13 protein-coding genes are annotated in these 18,177 nt (G+C 68.1%); 6 read left to right on the top strand and 7 right to left on the bottom strand.

The window, feature by feature from the left end; all coding sequences use genetic code 11:
- Nucleotides 1-172 precede the first annotated feature (172 nt).
- Nucleotides 173-2,272, top strand: coding sequence for a VIT domain-containing protein (locus Poly30_RS04285; protein ID WP_145194789.1), 2,100 nt, complete (start codon nt 173-175; stop codon nt 2,270-2,272).
- The gene (gene rrtA, locus Poly30_RS04280) at nt 2,242-2,943 is read left to right on the top strand and encodes a rhombosortase (protein ID WP_145194788.1); all 702 of its coding nucleotides are present in this window, start codon (nt 2,242-2,244) and stop codon (nt 2,941-2,943) included. The genes Poly30_RS04285 and rrtA overlap by 31 nt, the downstream gene beginning before the upstream one ends.
- 226 nt (nt 2,944-3,169) lie before the next feature.
- Here rrtA and Poly30_RS04275 read toward each other — a convergent pair whose 3' ends face one another.
- The 4 genes from Poly30_RS04275 to Poly30_RS04260 all read right to left on the bottom strand — a co-directional run bounded on the left by Poly30_RS04275 (nt 3,170) and on the right by Poly30_RS04260 (nt 9,278).
- Nucleotides 3,170-4,786 (bottom strand): sensor histidine kinase, encoded by a 1,617-nt coding sequence (locus tag Poly30_RS04275; RefSeq protein WP_145194787.1) that lies wholly within the window; start codon nt 4,784-4,786, stop codon nt 3,170-3,172.
- Complete coding sequence (locus tag Poly30_RS04270; protein ID WP_145194786.1) at nt 4,783-5,490, bottom strand: response regulator transcription factor; 708 nt, start codon at nt 5,488-5,490, stop codon at nt 4,783-4,785. Before Poly30_RS04270 ends, Poly30_RS04275 begins: the two co-directional genes overlap by 4 nt.
- Nucleotides 5,491-5,492: 2 nt before the next feature.
- A complete protein-coding gene (locus Poly30_RS04265; protein WP_145194785.1) occupies nt 5,493-7,793 on the bottom strand; it encodes a VIT and vWA domain-containing protein in 2,301 nt (766 codons plus the stop codon).
- A 132-nt stretch (nt 7,794-7,925) separates the two neighbouring features.
- Nucleotides 7,926-9,278 carry an alpha/beta hydrolase gene (locus tag Poly30_RS04260; protein WP_145194784.1) on the bottom strand — a complete coding sequence of 451 codons (1,353 nt, stop codon included), beginning with the start codon at nt 9,276-9,278 and terminating at the stop codon, nt 7,926-7,928.
- A 31-nt stretch (nt 9,279-9,309) separates the two neighbouring features.
- Between Poly30_RS04260 and Poly30_RS04255 the strand changes: the two genes are divergently transcribed.
- The 4 genes from Poly30_RS04255 (at nt 9,310) to Poly30_RS04240 (ending at nt 12,225) form a co-directional block, all read left to right on the top strand.
- On the top strand, nt 9,310-9,621 hold the full coding sequence (locus tag Poly30_RS04255; protein ID WP_145194783.1) for a hypothetical protein: 312 nt from the start codon (nt 9,310-9,312) through the stop codon (nt 9,619-9,621).
- A gap of 9 nt (nt 9,622-9,630) precedes the next feature.
- Entirely contained in the window at nt 9,631-10,380 is a 750-nt protein-coding gene (locus Poly30_RS04250) for an FG-GAP repeat domain-containing protein (protein WP_145194782.1), read from the top strand.
- A 169-nt stretch (nt 10,381-10,549) separates the two neighbouring features.
- Nucleotides 10,550-11,035 (top strand): hypothetical protein, encoded by a 486-nt coding sequence (locus Poly30_RS04245; RefSeq protein WP_145194781.1) that lies wholly within the window; start codon nt 10,550-10,552, stop codon nt 11,033-11,035.
- A gap of 224 nt (nt 11,036-11,259) precedes the next feature.
- A complete protein-coding gene (locus Poly30_RS04240; protein WP_419190935.1) occupies nt 11,260-12,225 on the top strand; it encodes an outer membrane protein in 966 nt (321 codons plus the stop codon).
- A 4-nt stretch (nt 12,226-12,229) separates the two neighbouring features.
- Here Poly30_RS04240 and Poly30_RS04235 read toward each other — a convergent pair whose 3' ends face one another.
- From Poly30_RS04235 to Poly30_RS04225, 3 genes are all read right to left on the bottom strand, one after another.
- Nucleotides 12,230-13,438, bottom strand: a complete 1,209-nt coding sequence (locus Poly30_RS04235; protein WP_419190934.1) for a threonine/serine exporter family protein — start codon at nt 13,436-13,438, stop codon at nt 12,230-12,232.
- A gap of 102 nt (nt 13,439-13,540) precedes the next feature.
- Nucleotides 13,541-15,529 carry a YncE family protein gene (locus Poly30_RS04230; RefSeq protein WP_145194778.1) on the bottom strand — a complete coding sequence of 663 codons (1,989 nt, stop codon included), beginning with the start codon at nt 15,527-15,529 and terminating at the stop codon, nt 13,541-13,543.
- Nucleotides 15,530-15,721: 192 nt separating this feature from the next.
- A complete protein-coding gene (locus Poly30_RS04225) occupies nt 15,722-18,163 on the bottom strand; it encodes a vWA domain-containing protein (protein ID WP_419190933.1) in 2,442 nt (813 codons plus the stop codon).
- Between the last annotated feature and the right edge of the window lie 14 nt (nt 18,164-18,177).

The following is an 18,177-nucleotide window of genomic DNA, read 5'->3' as shown; positions in this document are numbered from 1 at the left end:
TAGAAGGGTAGCCCCAGTGCGTAGGCGCTCGATCCCTGTGGCGGGCCTGGCGAAGCATCGATCGCGAGCTCGATTCACGACGTGAATCTCGCCGCTCAAAACGGCTGCGCACAGAGTCCACGGGCTGAAGCGTTTCCTGGTGACAGACACCTCGACCCAACAGGAACTCACCATGAACCACACACGTCATCGCGCAACCCGCCACGCAGCGCTCCTCGCGCTCACCGGCCTCACGCTTCTCGGCTCGGCCTTCTCCCAAGGCTCCACTCGGACTCCGCTCGCCACGCAGCAGGAGGACGAACCGACCGCCGCGGCGCCGGTTCGGAACGGCCGGCTCGATCTCGTCTCCCACGACGTGGGCGTCGTCATCAACAACGGTTTCGCGACCACGACGATCCTTCAGACGTTGCAGAACTCGACGGACCACGCCCTGGAAGCGACCTGGGCATTCCCCCTTCCCGACGAAGCCTCGCTCTCGGAACTCACGCTCTGGATCGACGGCCAGCCCCTGATCGGCGAGGTCGTGGAGAAAGCGGAGGCCAGCCGCATCTACCAGGAAGAGACGAAGGCGGGAGAGTCCAGCGCGAAGCTCGACCAGAACGGATTCGTGAACTACCGGATCACCCTGAGCCCGGTGCCTGCCCACGGCGAGGCCAGGGTCCGCGTCGTCTACTACCAGCCGCTCGACATCGACCAGGGCGTCGGACGCTACCTCTACCCCCTGCAGAACGGGAACACCGAGGATCCGGGCGGCGGCTCCGGCATGGACACCGCGTTCTGGTCCATGGAGAGAGAGGTCGCGGGCAGCATGACGCTGGACGTCACGCTGAAGACCGCGTTCCCCGTGGACGGGCTGCACTCGCCGTCCCACGCCGCGATGAGCTTCCAGCAGGAGGCACCGGATCTCTGGACGGGCAGCTGGAGCGGGCAGGGCCCCGTGCTCGACCGCGACTTCGTGCTTCTCTATCGCCTCTCCCCCGACGTCCCCGCCCGGATCGAGCTGCTCACGAGTCGCTACGCCGACCAGGGCGAAGGGACCTTCATGGCGGTGATCACCCCCGGCGAGGACCTCGAGGAGATCACCTACGGCACGGACTGGATGTTCGTGCTCGATATTTCGGGCTCCATGAACGGCGAGAAGCTTCGGGTGCTGAGCCGAGGCGCGAGCAACGCGATCGGCCGCCTGCGCGCGGAGGATCGCTTCCAGGTGATTCTGTTCGATGACGGCCATCGCGCGCTCTCGAGGGACTGGCTCGTCCCCGGCACCGCCGAGGCCGACGACGTCCAGCGACAGGTCGAAGGGCTGCAGTCCGCTGGCGGCACCAACATCTTCGCTGCGCTCGACGCCGCGTACGCGCGGCTCGACGCCGACCGCCCGTCGGCCATCCTCCTCGTCAGCGACGGCGTCGCGAACGCGGGCCCGCACGAGTACCGGGACTTCATCGAGATGGCGAGGACCCACGACGCACGCCTCTTCACCTTTGTGATGGGCAACGGCGCGAACACCGTGCTCCTCGGGGATCTCTCGGCGATGTCGGGCGGATTCGCGCGGACTGTGTCGGTCCAGGACGAGGTCGGGGCGCATCTGATGATGGCCCGCGATCGCATGTCCCACGAGGCGATGCACGGCGTGCGCTTCCAGCTCGAAGGCGCCACCGTCACCCATCCGAAGCGGCTCCCGAGCCTCTACCTCGGCCAGCAGCTCGTTGTGTTCGGTCGCTACCAGAAGTCAGGACCCTCGACACTGACGGTCAGCGCCCGGATCTCGGGGGAAGACCGCCACTGGACCGTCCCCATCGATCTGCCTGCTATCGACGAGTCGAACCCGGAACTCGAGCGCCTCTACGCGATGGCGGCGATCCAGGATCTGGAGCGCGCGGAGTGGCTCGACGGAAGGCCCGAGTCCGAGACGCGCCGCGGAACGATCGACCTGGCTCTCGCGTACAGCCTCGTGACCGATCACACGTCCATGGTCGTGGTGAAGGAGTCGCGGAAGGCCGCGTACGGTCTCGGATCCAGCAACCGTGACCGACGCCTCAGGGAACAGGACGCAGCCGCCGTCCGCTCGACGGCGGGGAACCAGGTCCAGGTGCAGACCGGCGGCCAGCCACTCGCTGGACCCCTCGGTGGCCAACGGGCAGCGCACGCGCCGCAAAGGAGCCAGCGCCGCAGGAACGGCGGCGGCGGAGCCGTCGGCCCCCTGGAGATTCTCGCGCTGCTGGCGCTCCTGCTGGCCACGGGATGGCGCCGTTCATCCAGCGACGCGGCGTGATGTTTGCGCGCGCCACCGAGACAGGCCTTTGGTCCATGCGCGTCCTCGCTGCCCTCGCCGCCGTGCTTCTGGCGACGGCGGCGAGCGCGTTCCCCGGCACGTTGCAGCTAGAGAGAGCCGGCCTCGCGAACGGCGAATGGTGGCGACTCTGGACCGGCCACCTCGTGCACGGAAGCGCCGATCACCTCGTCTACGATGCGGGCGCGGCCGCGCTGCTGTTCGTCGCGCTGAAGTGCCCGCTGGCTTCCGCATGCAGGCTGCTCTGGATGGCCCCGGCGATCAGCCTCGCGCTGCTCGCTGCGCTCCCGGATCTCGACCACTACTACGGCCTCTCGGGGCTTCTCCACGGCTGGGCCGTGGCCGGAACCTTCGATCTCTGGCGCAGCAAGAACGGTCCGGGCGCCCATCTGGCCGCCGTCTTCGGGATCGGCACCGTGCTCAAGGCCGCCTGGGAAACATGGAGCGGCGCGGCACCGTTCTCGGATGGCCTCGACATGGGCGGCCCGGTGATCCACGCAGCTCACCTCGTGGGCGCGATCGTCGGCGTGGCGGCCGCGGTGGCAACCCACCGTGTCCGTTTCCGCCCTGCAGCTCTCGTTCACACCAGCACCATGCGCGCCCTCGGAATTCTCGTCGTCCTCACACTGATCACCCTCACCATTGGCTCCTAGTGCCCCGAATCCGACGCGGGTTCCTCGGCGTTTCGGATTCGAATCGACCGGAACGAACTCGAAGACGACATGAAGAGCCTCGGCTCGGCGACGCGAGGGGCGGCTGAGTCCGTCGACAAAGCAGCGGGCGCCGTCGCGGAGAAGCTGAGCGGCGACGACCACGAGACCCAATTCGCCCGCATCGTGTCCGTGTCCGTGGAGCAAGGGACCATACCCCGATCAACGGTCAAACGCGCAGCCGAAACGTCGCGCCGCGTGATCCGCTCTCCAGCGTCAGGTCGCCGCCCAGGCTCCGCGCCAGATCGCGCGAAAGCGCGAGGCCTAGCCCCACCCCGGGGGCGCGGTCGGATGAGTCGCGCCCCGCGCGTTCGAAGGGCTCGAAGACGCGGGCGCCCATGGGGCCGGGAACGCCCGGCCCCTCGTCGATCACATCCACCAGAAGATGCCCGCGGTCTCCGTGGGCCCACACCCGCACCTTCGCCGCCTCACTCCCACGGAAACCGTACTTGCACGCGTTCTCCACGAGGTTCATCAGGATCTGAGCGATCGCCTGGGGGTCGGTCGAGCATGGGGCTTCGGACCCGACCCCGAGTTCTAGCTCGAAGCCGGCGCCGGCGCGGGCGCAGATACCAGACAGCTCCGGTTCGATTCGCCGCATGAGTTCCGCGCCGTCCAGTGTCTCTCGCCTGACGTCGCCTGCGCCTTCCTCGAGCTGCGCGTAGCGCAAGACGTTCTCGACGAGGCCGGAGAGCCTCAGGGACTCCGACTCCAGGGTCGCCAGGTATTCGGGCCGCGACTCCTCGGGCACCATTCCCCGCGCCAGCATCTCGCTGTACATGCGGAACGTGGTCAGCGGCGTTCGAAGCTCATGGGTCACGGCGTGGGTGAAGCGACGGTGCTTGTCCCCGTAGGCCACGCTCGACCGAAGCGCGAACCAGCCCATGCCGAGGCCCGCCAGCAGCGACGCCCAGCCAGCGCCCAGAATGGCGAACGGCGTCATGGCCACCCTCACCTTCGATCCAGGCGAAGCTTCCAGCCTGACCGGGATCGCCGCGAGCCGGAACGCGTCGTCCTCGGTCGGGACGTCCCGAGCGGGATCGAGCACCTGGGTCGCGAGCGGCCCCGTCAACGGAACGAGCCTGGCGTCCGGAAAGAGGTCCGCGATCTCCGCGAGCAGGAGCGCTTCGAGCTCCGGCCACGGGATTCGGTAGCTCTCGTGGCGCACGCCGCCGCCCGCCTCGACTCGCCGGGCGAGGTAGAGTTCACGGGCCGCATCCGTTCCGCACCACACGGGCGCAAGGGGCCCCATGGTCCACGATCCCGCCCCTTCGACGTCTCGGTTGGCGGAAACGACATGGGTCACGTTGGTGCTCGCCTGCCGGGCGAGGTACTCCTCCTGGCTTCGCCGCCACCCGCGCGATTCCGCCGCCCCAGAGAGCGCAGGGTCCGGCGTCGTCACCGCTTCCTGCAGCGGTCCGGTCTCCGCCAGCCCGCAGGCCATCACAAAGGCGTCATCGGCGGCCTCCACGATCTCGGAGCGCAGCGACCCAGTGGGTGCCGCCTCATCGTTCAGAGCGTTGTCCTTCGGTGCGATCCACCTGTTGCTGTAGTCGCTCGCCGGCACCGCATCGCCGCCGCGCATCGTGGTGGTCGCCACCATGGAGCCGACGCGCGTCTCCATGCGCCAGAGCGCCGTTCGAACGTCTTCGTGGAAGAGCGCTTCCGCCGTGGTGCGCGCGTGCGCTCTGGTCTCATGGACGACCAGTACGCTCACCGCGGCGAGCGCCACCAGGAGCACACCACCAGCGAACAAATAGAGCGTCTTGAGCTGATCTCGCTTCATCGCACCGCCTCCACGCCGTCGCCGAGGAGGTAGCCCTTTCCTCGAACGGTGCGAACGACGGCCGCGCCTTCTGTCCCCAGCTTCTCGCGCAGCCGAGCGACCGCCATGTCGACGGTGCGCGTGTCGATCCCGCGCGGATCGAGGCCCCATACGCAGCGGAGGAGCTCCGCGCGCTCGATCGGCCTTCCCGGATTCCGCAGGAGATGCAACAGGACCCCGAGCTCGCGCTCCGTCAGCGCACGCGCCTCGCCGCTTTCCAGCAGCACCTCCTGGCGTTCCACATCCACATGGCCGCCCGCGTACGTCGCGCCCGAAACGTCCTGGGGCCGCGCGGGCGAGCGCCGCAGAACGGCCTCGACGCGCGCGAGCAGCTCGGTGGGGCTGAAGGGCTTCACCACGTAATCGTCCGCTCCGGAGCGCAGACCTCGCACGCGATCCTCCTCGGCGCCGCGCGCGGTCACGAGGATCACCGGCAGCTGCGGCCGCTCCCTCCGCAGCGTCGGCAGGTAGTCGAGTCCGTCCATTCCGGGCACGACCACATCGAGGAGGAGAAGGTCGAGGTGAGCACGCCCCAGCGTGGCACGCGCCGACGCACCGTCCGCGCACTCGAGCACGTCGAATCCTGCGAATCGGAGGCTGTCCACGAGCCCTCTCCGGATCGCGGGGTCGTCCTCGACGACGCAGACGGTGCGCTTGGTAGGCATGATCAGTGGGGCTGCTTGATGAGGGTGACCTTTCCGTCGATCTCCAGGAGGATCTCGCCCTCGAGCGTCAGCTCGGCGGCGCGACCGCATCGCAGCAGAGTCTCGCAAAGCGTAGTGTACTCGGGCGTACCGACGATCACCTCGGAGCCGGGCGCGGCCTGGGCTGCCTCATCCAGGGCCAGGGCCCCTGCGGTCCAGCGAGCCCCGCGGCGGAAGTAGGTCCGCCCCTGGATCGTCTGCACGCCCCCGTTGGCCACCGCCTTCCCTTCCTCGTCGTAGAGCGTGTTGGAGCCGTTGACCCAGGCCTGCCCGCGGTTCGACACGATATTGCTCTGCTGGGCGACGCCCGACGCTCCGCTGCGCGCGCCGTTGTTGTCACAGCTGATCTGGCAGGCGGTCGCCAGGAGCTCACTCGCGTCCCCGAGCTGCGTCCCTTCGCGCGCGAGAAACGCGGTCGAATCGGTGAGGATGCCGTGCTCGGTCGCGAGCTGCAGCATCTCGGCCACGGTCTCCTGGAACTTCGGGTCGTCCTGGAGCGAGGCGAGGGCCGCGGGGTTGGCGCCGGCCTGGCGGATCGAATCCTCCAGCGCGGCGATCCTGCGCATCGCCCAGAGCCGCGGCACGAAGAGGTTCTTCGCAAGCGCCTTCGCGAAGTCCACGTCGAGCGTGTGCGTGACCTTGCCTGCGGCGCTCGTGCCCTCCAGCCTGAACTGGCCCGCACGCGGCTCGGTGTAGCGACCCACGAGCAGCAGCCGGTCGCCTTCGTAGAGGTCGGGCATGATCCCCGGGTACACGTCGCGAACGAGGCGGACGTCCTCCACGCCGTCGGCGGACGCCACCTGGAACTCGAGGTCGGTCAGCACCGGCCCGGAAAGGTCCTGGAACACGTCCGCCACGGCGATCTCGACGTTCTCAGCAGGACCGACGTAGGTGGCGCGTCCCCGGCTGCGATCGGCGATCGCGTCGAGCAGCGACGCATTGACGTCGTACCCGACGCCGAAGGTGAAGATCCTGCGTGCATGAACGTTGCCTTCCATGGCACGGTCGCGGATGACGTGCTCGCGTGATTCGCCCTCCGTCGGCAGGCCGTCCGTCAGGAAGAGCACCACGGGCAGGAACCCCTCGATCACGTCCGTTCGAAGCGCGAGCTGGAGCGCACCGTCAAGATTCGTTCCCCCCTTCGCCTTCAGCCCATCGAGGTAGGCCCGGAGCGCCGGCAGATTCGCCTTCGTCTTGATGACAGGCGCCGGGGCAAAGCGCTCGACGTCGGAAGCATAGTCGATGATCTGGATCGCTTCCCCGAAGTCGAGCCCCTCCAGCACCTGGCGCGCGGCCGCGATGGCCTGATCGAACTTGGCCCCGCCCATGCTACCGGAGCGATCGATCACCAGAGAGACCTCGCGGGGCGGCAGGTCCTCGCGCGCGGGGACGTCACCGATGCCTGCCAGCAGCAGGAACCAGCCGCCGCGGCCGTCCGGGTCCTGACTGGAGAAGAGCGTCGTCGCAACCGGACCGTCGCCGCCCAGAACGGAGAGTCGAAACGGACCGGGTTCCAGGCGCCCATCGGCGCGCGCAGCCACCTTCAGTGAACGGGCATGCGGCCCGGTCGACCTGGCCTCCAGGCCGTGCGTCGGCGAATAAACATCGGCGATCACGCTCGACGAACGAACGCTGACATCGATGGACCACGGAACGGCCAGCCCGAGCGATTCGCTGCGCGCGAGCGCGTAGTCGAGACGCTGCCCATCGCCGGTCAGCACCTCTTCGTAGCTCACCCGAATCGTCCGAGTTCCCCCCGCTTCCACCGGGAAGACGTGCGATCGGAGGAGCTGGTCGCCGGCGAACTCGAGGAGCGCGGGGTCCCTTAGCTGCTCGACGATGGTGCGATAGGTCGCGATGGCGGCGTCTTTCGCCAGCACGTCGTAAGACGCCGCGGGCGCCGGATTCCCGCTGATCCCCTCGAGCGCGAAGCCGCTGATGACCGCGCCGCGCGGCACGGGCAGCAGGACTTCGGCCTCCTGAGGAGAAGCCGATGCATTGCCGACCGCGATCGTGAGCTTCGTCGTGGCGATGCCGTCGACGATCGAGATGTCTGCGTCGACGCCGCGTACCTCCACGGCGGCGCCCGCATGCGCTCCTTGAGCGGTCGCAGGAGCGGTCCGGATGACCCCCGACTGCGGCAAGACCACGTGGGAACACCAGGGTCGAAGATCGTGGGGCTGGTTCGAAGCGCTGGCAGCCAGCGGAGAGGCCGCGAGCGCCAGGCCGATGGAGAGCAACGACGGAAGAGGGTAGGACTTCATGGTGGAAAACTCCGATGGGCGTCAGGCTGATTTCGAGACAGGACTCCTGTCCTCGATCAACCTACGCCGCCCCGCCCATCCCCTTGGTCACGCCGTTGTAACGCCACGGGCGCGGCCCTCCCCCTGGGGCGGTCAACGGACGTCGAACGGAGCGGATGGCGAGAGCGTCACCTGGCTCCATATCCATCGGACCGTGGGTTCCCAGATCTCCACGGGGAGCTTGTTCCACACCAAATAGCTGTCGATCGCGGAGTCTCCTGGGCGGCGTAGCTCCAGGGGCCACTCGCCGAATCCGTGCTCGATCCCCGGGATCGACAGCAAAGAGCGTTCTGCGGGCCGCTCTTCCAGCCGAAGTCTGTTCGTGGCCAGCGGGACGATCGTGTCCCGTCCGCCGAAGATTCCGAGCCAGGGCGTTCGGATCTTCTCCCAGTCCGCCGCGGGGTCGTAGTCATGGCGCCTGACCCACGCACCAGGGAACGCGTCGCGCGTCGCCGGGTCGTCGTCGAAGTCGAGGAACTCCACCCAGCCCTCCGTGCGCGCTGCGTCGAGCAATTCGCGGTAGCGCTTCCACTCCGCATCGGTCGGCTCGGCGTCGAAGAGAAGGGCGTTCCATTCCTGCGCATCCTGGACAGCGCGCTCGCCGTAGCCTGCGGCGAGAAGAGTCGATGCCCAGGATTCCATCTGCTGAGTGCGCACGCTCGTCGTCGGCGACATCTTCGTGACCACGAAGTCGACCGGAGGATCCTGAAGCGCCGCGAGCCGGATCGCGGCCCAGCCGCCGGCGCTGGAAGCGTGTAGCCCGATCTGGTTCGCGTCGATCGACTCCTGATCACCGAGCCAGCGCAGGGCGCTGCGCGCATCTCCGACGAGGTCGTCGAAGGTCGCTGCGCGGAGATCACCGCCACTCTCCCCCGTGCCGCGCTTGTCCCATACGACGGAGGCGATCCCGAGGCGCGCGAGCCAGCGACCGCGGCCGATCCGATCTTCGCTGCGCGTGATCGGCCCGCGGCTCGGAAGCCAGACGACCGCCGGGTGCGGGCCGGGCCAGCCCGGCTCGAAGCACGTTGCCGCCAGCTCGATCTCGCCCGAAAGGATCCTCACGTCGCGCTCGATCACCCGCAGCGCAGGCGTCTGGATCGCGCGCTTCGCGTGGACCTGGATACGCGTGGGTGAGGCGCCGAACGAGCCGCGCATCTCGCCCCGCTCGCGATCGAGCTGGAGGGTCGCCGTCCCATAGACCAGCGGGAGCTGGATCTGCCCATCCAAGACCCTTGCGGTGGAGTCATCGACCGGGAAGAAGATCCAGTCAGGCAGCGTGGTCTTCACGGAGAGCCCCTGCTCGGCCGGGGACAGTTCGACCTCGAACACCTGCCCGGCGCCGTTGCACCAGAGCGTTCCGCGCCAGAAGCCGACGTAATCGGATTCTACGGGATCGGAAGACTGAATGGCGGCGAACGATACAAGGGCGATACAGGGAAGCAGCATGGAGAGGAGTTCGCCGTGCTACCCTGCGTCGATGCAGCTCTCGATCTTCCTCGGCGCGACCCTCCTGGGCAGCGGCGCGATCCTCATGTTCGGCCGATCCGCCTCCGAGTTCGCCAGTCCTGTCCAGCTCACCTCGGGGGACGCGGCGCTCGCCGCCAAGGTGCGCTATCCCTCCCCTCGGCTCCTGGATGTGGACGGCGATGGAACGCGCGAGATGGTCGTAGGTGATCTTCCGGGCTTCGTTCGCGTGGCAAAGCCTGCGGGCGGAGACGACCTGCTCGCGTGGGGAGAACTCGCTCCGCTCAAGACGGACGGACGCGAGCTGAAGTTCAACAACTGGTGATGCATCGGCATGGGTTCACAGTTCGTGGACTTCGACGGTGACGGTCTCCTGGACGTCTTGACGGCGACCTACGAAGGCGCGGTGTACGTCGCCCGCGGCTTGGAAGCCAGCGCGGAGACGAAGGAGCGCGGCGGATTCGCGGACCCCGAGCACGTCCTGGATCGCGACGGTCAGCGCATCGGGCTACAGATGATGTGGAGCCTCGAAGGCAAGGGCTGGACCGACGTGTTCAAGCCCCAGTGCACCACCGCGGTCGCGTTCGACTGGGACGCGGACGGCGACCTCGATCTGCTGCTCGGCTGCTACAACACGGACAACGTGTTCCTGCGCCGGAACGAAGGCAAGGCCGGCGCGCCAGTCTTTGGCACCGAGAACGAGCCGGTCCTCGCGGGGGGCGAGCCCTTCGCGCTCGCGGGCGGCGTGACCGCGCTGCGCCTCGTCGACTGGGATGCGGATGGCGTGACCGATATCGTCTGCGGGAGCTTCGGCGCGAAGGATCGCTCCGTCCTCGGCGGCGTCTACCTGTTCCGCAACGAAGGCGAGGCTGGCTCCCCGCGCTTCGCGGCGGCCAAGGCCCTGATCGCCCCCATCACCGACCCCGACGGCACCGCCCCGAGCCGCGGGCTCTACGCCGACCCCGTGGACTACGACCAGGACGGGGACCTCGATCTTCTCGTCGGCGGCTACGCGGAGACGAAGTCAGAAACCACCGACGGCTACAAAGGTCAGGCGGGCATCTGGCTCTACCTACGGAAGTAGTGAGAACCGCCAGCGCGAGACCGACGGCCCCGTGGCCCCGCGTGATCGTGCTCACATCCGAGGGGAGGTTCCGTACGGGTGTCTTCGACCGTGCCCCGGCCAACCGGCTAGGATTTGGCCGACCCGCGCGGTCCTCACCTGTCTCATTTTGACCCGGCTCCCATCGCCCATGCGACTCACCAAAGCTCTCCCTTCGATCCTCGGCGCGACCCTTCTCGCGACCCTCTCCGCCTGCGGTGGTGATGCCGCCGCGGACCCCATGGCTCTCATCCAAAAGGGCGACTACGCCGCAGCCATCGCCGCGATCGAGCCCCAGCTCAAGACGGTCGAAAAGGGCACCGACGCCCACAAGGACCTCGTGATCGGCTACACGGAAGCCCTCAGCGCCGAGAACCCCGGCAAGGCCAAGGACTTCTTCCTCAAGACGATGACGGAGCAGAAGGACTTCATCGACCCGGCCGACGTCAAGTACGTGGTCAACCGCATGGCCAAACAGGGCCATCTCTCCGAGGCCATCGACGTGATGGATCGTGGCAAGAAGACCTGGCCCGAAGACGAGACCATCGTGGTCGTACTCGGCGAGCTCCAGAAGGCCGTCGAATCGTCCGGTGACAAGGGGGCTCTCGACAAGCTCAAGGGCCTCGGCTACCTCTAAGCACGGAAGGGAGATGAGGCGCCTCCATGGGCGCGAATCCGGGCCAGAGGGGCCCGATTCCCACCGAAAAGGGCTATGTTCCGCCGTCAGGAACGTAGCCCTCTTTGTATCCGTCCGGTAAGGAGCCCATCGCAGGCGTGCCTTGCTGGAACGCGCACCGTGAATCCCTGTGCGGGTGGCCTAGACTTCTGGCCCCCATCCGCCGGCCCCTTATGGCGACCCCCATGCGAGTCAGCACCAAGGCCCTGGCACCCCTGCCTCTCCTTCTCTTCTTCGCGTCCTGCGTGACGCCTCCTCCAATGGCTGGCCCGATGGCCGAGCGCGGGCGCTCGGTGGCCGACGGATCGGGAGCGCGCTATCAGGAGAGCGACCGCTCCTATCGCGAGCAGCGGGATCAGCCCGAGCGCGCGTCCTGGTACGACCGCCGCGACGACGACCGGGTCGCCGACTCTCGCCGCGACGACGACCGACGCTTCGACGACGGGCGCTACAGCCTTCGCAGCGCCGGACGCCCGACGCCCATGTCAGCCGCCTACGAACCGGCCTCGTACGAACCCGGCGTCACGGCAGCGAGCGCCCAGCGTCGACGCGACCCGGGCTACTACGACAGCGGGTACGTCGACCCCATCCCTCCCCACGAGCGCGGCAACTACTCGGCCCCCGCGAACGGTCGCATCTCGTTCCTCTTCGGTCGACGCGATCTGCTCGACGACTCGATCGTGGCCGCCGAGAGGATGTACGCCTTCGGCGTCGAGTTCGCCCAGGCGGTCGAGCCTGGAACGCTCGGCTTCGAGTTCGGGTTCCACTTTGCGGGCGACGAGGAAGACAACGTCTCGCTGCCCCCCTCCGCGAACTTCACCGGCGGCATCTTCAACGTCGAGCGCGACATGGCCGAGGTCTCGGCAGGCGTTCGAGCCGAGTTCAGCCGCTCGAACGTTCGACCCTACATCGGCGGCGGCGGCACGCTCATCAACATGAGCGAGCGGCGCGCCCAGGGCTTCCTCGAAGCCGAGGACGACGACAGCACCGTCGGCTTCTACCTGCACGGCGGCGTCCAGTTCGACCTGAGCGACGTGCTCTTCCTCGGCCTCGACTTCCGGCGCGTCTTCGGCTCCCAGGTGGACCTGTTCGACGACACCTACGACACGGACTACGGCCAGCTGAGCTTCGTCCTCGGCCTGTCGCTGTAGGGAGTCAGAGGATGCGACGCGGCGGCAGCGCCGCGTTGGCGACGAGCAATCCGCCCACGAGCGCCGCCGCGATCAACAGCATCTCGGCGGCGCTCTCGATTCCCATTAGCGCGTTGTGATCGGCGAACGCCGTCAGCGCGCGGTAGCCGATCGAGCCCGGCACGAGCACGAGAAGCCCCGGCAGGATGGTCACCGTAGCGGGCCGATCCGCCGCGCGCGCGTAGACGTTGCCGAAGAGACCGACGGTCAGCGCACCGGCGAAGGCCGAGACGATCGCGCGGTTCTCGGGCGCAGCTGCGTTCGCAACGGTACGCGCCACCGTGAAGCCCGTACCCGCCGCCGCGAGGATCCACGGGAACTCCGCGAGGCGAGCGCGGAAGAGCAGCGCGAACCCGAGCGCCGCCATCGCGATGGCGGCCGCTGTCACCCACCACGCCGTGATCCATCCGGACGGCGCAAGGGTCACGAGTTCGGGCAGCTGGCCGAGGACCGCCGAGCCCGCGATCCGGCCGAGATACGCGCCGAACGCGATCGTGAGGAACACCGATGCCGCGCCCGCGAGGCGCGAGGTCCCCGACGACAGGTGACGCGTTGCCAGCTCCAGCATGGCGACGGTCAGCGACAGGCCCGGAATCAGCACGATGATCGAGGCCAGCGCGACCACGCCGTCGTTCACGGCGCCGTGGGAGAAATGGGCAGCCAGGACGGCGGCAAAGGCCGCCAGGAACGCGGAGAGCGGCTCGAAGACCCCCGCGACCCCGTGCCGGCGCGCCGAGACGATCTCCAGGAGCCCGATGAGCGTTCCCAGGACGAGGGAAAGCCCGATGTCGATGGGCTGGCCCCCGAAGAAGAGCGCGGCCGTGCTGGCGGCCAGGGCGTGACCGAGGACGCTCCAGCCCCCGGACCAGCGCGGCGGGCGCGCGTCGAGGACCTCCATCCGCTCGATCGCCTCCCCGGAGGACACCGCACGGGCCACGATCGCATCCATGAGGATGTCGATGTCCACGAGCTTGCCGAGATCGACGCCGCCGGGGTCCACCCGCAGCAGTCGCACGCGATCCGTCGTCTCTCCCTCGAAGCTGACGAAGATCGAAGTCGGCGTGGAGAATACCTGGATCTCCAGCCCGAACGACGCCGCGAGGTGCGTGACGACGCGCTCCAGTCGGTGCGCGGGCGTCCCGTAGGAGTGCAGCAGCTGGGCTGCGCGCAGCACGATCTGCGTATGCTGTGAAGAAGGCCGTTCCATCCGTCGCCTGCCCGGTTGCTTCGGGCGGCGACGAATGGAACGGCCTTCAGGCCTGGAAAGCCACCCTGGCTACTCGAAAAGCAGCGCGCTGGCGTTCGTGTAGTTGAAGAAGCCGAACGCCGGGAGGTCGCGGTGCGCGAGCTGGCTGTACCAGGTGGTGCCCGCGACGATGCCCGCGCCCGCGGGCGGCAGGTTCGTCAGGTCGACCGGGAACGAGACCGAACCCTCGGCCGAGGCCACGACGACGGGCAGCCGGAGGATCGTGCCGCCGAGGCAGAGCTTGCCGCCGCCGAGGGGCTGGGAGCCCGTGCCGCTCGACAGGAAGAAGAGGCCGGCCGAGTTGGGCGGCAGGAAGCGCGCGTGCAGCTCGAGATCGTTCTCGTTCACGCGGGTCGATCCGAGGGCGAAGAGGTCGCCGACCTCGCCGGTGGAGTTGGCGAAGGAGCGGCAGGAAAGCTCCTCGCGACTGACGAGGTCGATACCTTCCAGCCAGTTCGACCAGAGGATATCACCGATCCCCCCTGCCACGGCGTGCTTGGGGTGCATGAACGCGCCGTCCGCCCAGGGGAAGCCGACGTTCGGGTCCATTCGCCTGACCTCCAGGCGGGAGGTCAGCGTCCGTAGATCGACGACCAGGTAGCCCTCCTGCGTGACCGCCATGGCGTAGGTGCCATCGGGCGTGATCTCCACGTCGATCGGGATGCCTGGGATCGCCTGACCGAAGATCCGCGTCGGCGTCGTGGACGCCTTGAGGTCGTAGATCCGCAGGCGCGTCTCGGTGCCGTTCGGCGCGATGACGGCGGCGAGGTCCTCGGTGCAGACCACCGAGTCGAGTCCCGCCAGGAGCCCCGCGGCGGTCGCGGGGAAGGGCAGGAAGGTCGTGATGTCGAGCGCGGGACCGACCGGAAGGTTCGTCAGGTCCCAGCGGTAGATCTTGCGCCCTGTGTGCACCAGGAGCGAGTTGCCCGAAGGCGTGAGCGCGAGGTCGCGGGGCGTGCCGTCGAGGAACGCGAACCAGGTCATGCCCGTGGCGATGTCCTGGACGTTGATGTACCCGGCCGCCGTGTTCGGATCGCCGAGGCTGAAGGACGCCCAGTAGCGGTCGCTGGCAACGACCGTATCGAAGGCCGCGGTGGCGTAGGGAACGATCGGACCCGGGAAGGCCGAGAACCTCCGGACGAGCGTCGTGTTCACGCCGTCGAGACGGTAGAGCCCGATCTCGTCCTCGGCGCGAACGACCGCGTGCGTGCCGTCGGGGGTGATCGCGACGTCCATGGGATCGCCTGCGAGCCCGGTCGTCAGCGAGGTATCGAGGACGACGCTCGGGCCACCGCCGGATGACGGATCGAACTCGACCACGAGCACGTCCGTTTCATCGGTGAAGACGTCGTACGAAAGCGTGACCCCGTGGAAATCCGAAGCGGCGGACAGATCGTTGCCGAGCTGGAGCTGCCAGGCCTGCGGCTCCGACGCCGAGTAGAGCAGCACGTTGCCGTTCGCCATGTCGATGACGTACGTGCCGCCGGACGGCCCGCTGCCACCGCGGACGATCGCGTAGCGCTCGTCGCTGGAGATGGACACGTCGCGCGGAAAGATGCCGCAGTAGATCTCAGCGATCTGCGACGGAGGCGTCGTCGAGAGGTCGATCAGCTGAACCTGCTGGCCGAGCGTGATCGCCCGCGAATTGGTCACCTCGACAGCGTCGTTGCAGGGCCCCGAGCACGAGGCATTGGTGGGACTGCTGCAGTCGGGTCCGAGGGTGGAGTCCACTCGCAGCACCATCTGCCCGGTGGCCATCTCGAAGACGTCCGTCTCCGTGAGGATGGCCGTGCTGCGCGTCACCGCGTAGCGCCCGTTCGGGGTGATCTGGATGTCATCCGTACCGAGCGAAGTGGTGTCCGTGAAGGACGTGTACTGGGCGGCGGCCGAGGCGCTGAGCGCGAGGCCCGCGGCGGCCAGGCCGCAGGCGCTGCGAAGCGCCGGGCCAGCGACCCGTTGGAGCAGGTGGGGCAGCGTGCCGGGCAGGTCGGACGAGCGAGACTGAGTGCGATTCTTCATGGCGGTCGGGAGGGGAGCGGGGGACGGCCCCTGGTAAGGGCATGTTCGCCGCGGAGTGGCTCGGGCCACACCTGGTGAGAAGCGGAGGGGGCAGCACAGCCTGGGCGATTTGCCAGACTCGGCTCCGCGGGACAGGGAGTTAGCCTGCCTGCTGCCCAGGGTCACACTCCCCCCGTCCATCCGGGGTAAGAATCAGTCCCCGATCGGCGAAAAAGCCCGGAGCGGGTCACGATCGACCCAGACCACCGGCACATCGACGCCGGAGCGGGAGAGGTTCCCGCTGACGGGGTCGCGTTCGGTGGGGTACCCCGCCCCGAGGGCCCAGATCGCCCCGGAGGAAAGAACCTTCACGACCGAGCCGCGCTCGAACGAGTCGTCCGAGACCGAGCCGTCGTGGATGGCGAAGCCCACGAAGTTGTAATCGCCGGAGGAGATCCCTTCGTCGTCGAAGGCGAAGATCGCGAGGTCGGTGTGGGTCTCCCCGTTGATTCGGTAGCCCCCTGCGACGATCGTGCCATCCGGCCCGAAAGCCACGCTGTTCAGCACCGTGTCGCGACCGAAGTCGTCGTTGGTCTGGTTCGTGATCGAAGAGCGCAGCGTCACGAGGCCCGTACCCGACGTCGGCGAGGTCACGCTGCCCGTGAACGACGTGTCGAGCACGCCGGAGCTCAGGAGACGCCAGAGCGCTGGCTGGGACGTTCCTGTCCCGACCTGCGGAGGCGCGCCGACGATCGAGCCTGCCAGTACGAGACGCCCCTGGCCGTCGAGCGTGATCCCACCGAGCCGGGCCGGATAGGCCGAGCCTGCGACGACCCCCGAGAGGTCCAGGATGCCGTCGCCGTCGAAGGCGGACATGAACGCTCCGGTGGCGCTGTCGATCGCGAGGACCCGGATGCTGCTACCGAGTTCACCGCAGGCGTAGAGCCGCGAGCCCGCGCCGAGCGTGAGAGCCTTGACGCCCCGGTTCTCGATGGCGGCGCCGGGGCCGAGCACGACGCCGCCGGTCCCGAAGGCCGCGTCGACGTCGAGGTTCGGGAAGAGTCGCCAGATCGCGAAGGCTTTCTGGGACGTGCCGTAGAACCCGCCAGCCGCGTACTCGCCGCCTGGCAGCGCGATGAGATCGACGATGGCCTGATTGGCTTCGGGCATGCCGTTGACACTCGGCAGATCCGTGCGCGTCGCAGTCGTCCCGTTCGCGTCGACTTCCCAGACGACGGCCTTGCTGAATCCGCTCGCGCTGCTCGCACGAGCCCAGCCGCCGATGACGAACCCGCCGTTCTGGAGCGAACTGCGAGCGATGGAGGTGGCGCCGCTCACGTCGAACTGTGCGTCCTGCAGAGCCAGGTACCCGCCGGTGCCGAACGAGAGATCCAGGCGGCCGTCGGCAGCCGGATCTTCGCTATCGAACGGGCTCGCCTTGAACTTCGCGATGAACGCCGTGGAGTCCGTGCCGCAGCCCGGCTCCAGGCAGCCGGCGGTCCGCCAGCCGACGGCGTACACGGCACCGTTGATCCCCTCGATCGCATCGGCTACGAAGAGTCGTCCTTCACCGTTGCCCACCTCCGGCGCCGAGCGAACGTCCAGGAAAGCACAGCCTGCGCCGAATCCGTCGGCATTGAATTCGAGCGGGTCGCCGTTCCCCGCCGCGTTCGGATCTCCCACGACCGAGATCGTCAGTCGGTTCGTGCCGGATGTTTTGGGAGAGCAATAGGAGAGAGAGTAGAAGCTATTGGCGAGATCGCGGACCTGGCCACCGATGTTCTGGAAGGCGGTGGAAAGTGCCGCGAGGTTGGCCTCCGCCACGCTTCCATTCGGGCCGAGGAGGCCGAGGACGACCGGATCGATCTCCTGGCCCACACCGATCGTGAAGGCGTTGTAGGAGTTGCCCGCCATCGTCGAGCCCGCGATCTTGGCTTGCGCCTGGGAGAGCGTCACGTTGTCACCGGACTGGTGCGTACCATCGGTGAACGTGACCAGCGTGAGCGATCGATTCTCGACCCCCGCCAGCTGGGCCTCGTCATCGACCAGGCTCAGGTCGTCGATGCCCGAAACGATGGCGCCGTACAGGTTGGTCGAGCCGTTGCTGGGCGGTTCCCGGTCGAGGTCATCGATGGCGTCTAGCAGGTCCTGGCGACTGTCGGTGTAGCCGATGTCGTGGCCAGGGATCGGGTAGATATCGTCGGATCCATCGAACCAGCTGATCTTGACGAAGGTGGTTTCGTCGTCGCTGGCGAGAAGCTCGACGAAGGCGCGCGCCCCCGCCTTGAGGGCCGTCTCGCCGGTGGTCTGGACACTGTTGCTTCGGTCGAGGACGAGGTGCAGGTACGAGCGGTAGAACTGCGGCTCGGGCCGAATCTGCTGGAAGCTCTCGCTCCGGGAGACGAGGGAGCCGTTCTCGTAGATGTCGAAGTCATCGCCCGTGAGGCCCGCGGCGGGCGTGCCGTCGGCCTCGAGGACGCGAACCGTGACGGAGACCCGGCCCGGCAGATCGACGCGCGGGGTGCTCGAGAGGTACTCGATCGTGGACGGCGTGCCGTCTTCACCCGGCCTGAAGGTGGCGCTGGTGCTGCTGCCGCAGGCGGGCAGGAGAGCGAGCAGAACGGAGTATGCGGTGGCTTGGAGTGACTTGTTCATGGGGCGAAGACGCA

Source organism: Saltatorellus ferox, assembly GCA_007751475.1.
GTDB lineage: Bacteria > Planctomycetota > UBA1135 > UBA1135.
The sequence above is the reverse complement of the archived record's forward strand: the minus strand, read 5'-3'. Positions and strand labels throughout refer to the sequence as shown.

Excerpts from the sequence above, each read along its gene's own strand:
- Poly30_RS04285 (WP_145194789.1), top strand. The coding sequence starts at position 173 with ATGAACCACACACGTCATCGCGCAACCCGCCACGCAGCGCTCCTCGCG.
- rrtA (WP_145194788.1), top strand. The coding sequence starts at position 2,242 with ATGGCGCCGTTCATCCAGCGACGCGGCGTGATGTTTGCGCGCGCCACC.
- Poly30_RS04275 (WP_145194787.1), bottom strand. The coding sequence starts at position 4,786 with ATGAAGCGAGATCAGCTCAAGACGCTCTATTTGTTCGCTGGTGGTGTG.
- Poly30_RS04270 (WP_145194786.1), bottom strand. The coding sequence starts at position 5,490 with ATGCCTACCAAGCGCACCGTCTGCGTCGTCGAGGACGACCCCGCGATC.
- Poly30_RS04265 (WP_145194785.1), bottom strand. The coding sequence starts at position 7,793 with ATGAAGTCCTACCCTCTTCCGTCGTTGCTCTCCATCGGCCTGGCGCTC.
- Poly30_RS04260 (WP_145194784.1), bottom strand. The coding sequence starts at position 9,278 with ATGCTGCTTCCCTGTATCGCCCTTGTATCGTTCGCCGCCATTCAGTCT.
- Poly30_RS04255 (WP_145194783.1), top strand. The coding sequence starts at position 9,310 with ATGCAGCTCTCGATCTTCCTCGGCGCGACCCTCCTGGGCAGCGGCGCG.
- Poly30_RS04250 (WP_145194782.1), top strand. The coding sequence starts at position 9,631 with ATGGGTTCACAGTTCGTGGACTTCGACGGTGACGGTCTCCTGGACGTC.
- Poly30_RS04245 (WP_145194781.1), top strand. The coding sequence starts at position 10,550 with ATGCGACTCACCAAAGCTCTCCCTTCGATCCTCGGCGCGACCCTTCTC.
- Poly30_RS04240 (WP_419190935.1), top strand. The coding sequence starts at position 11,260 with ATGCGAGTCAGCACCAAGGCCCTGGCACCCCTGCCTCTCCTTCTCTTC.
- Poly30_RS04230 (WP_145194778.1), bottom strand. The coding sequence starts at position 15,529 with ATGAAGAATCGCACTCAGTCTCGCTCGTCCGACCTGCCCGGCACGCTG.
- Poly30_RS04225 (WP_419190933.1), bottom strand. The coding sequence starts at position 18,163 with ATGAACAAGTCACTCCAAGCCACCGCATACTCCGTTCTGCTCGCTCTC.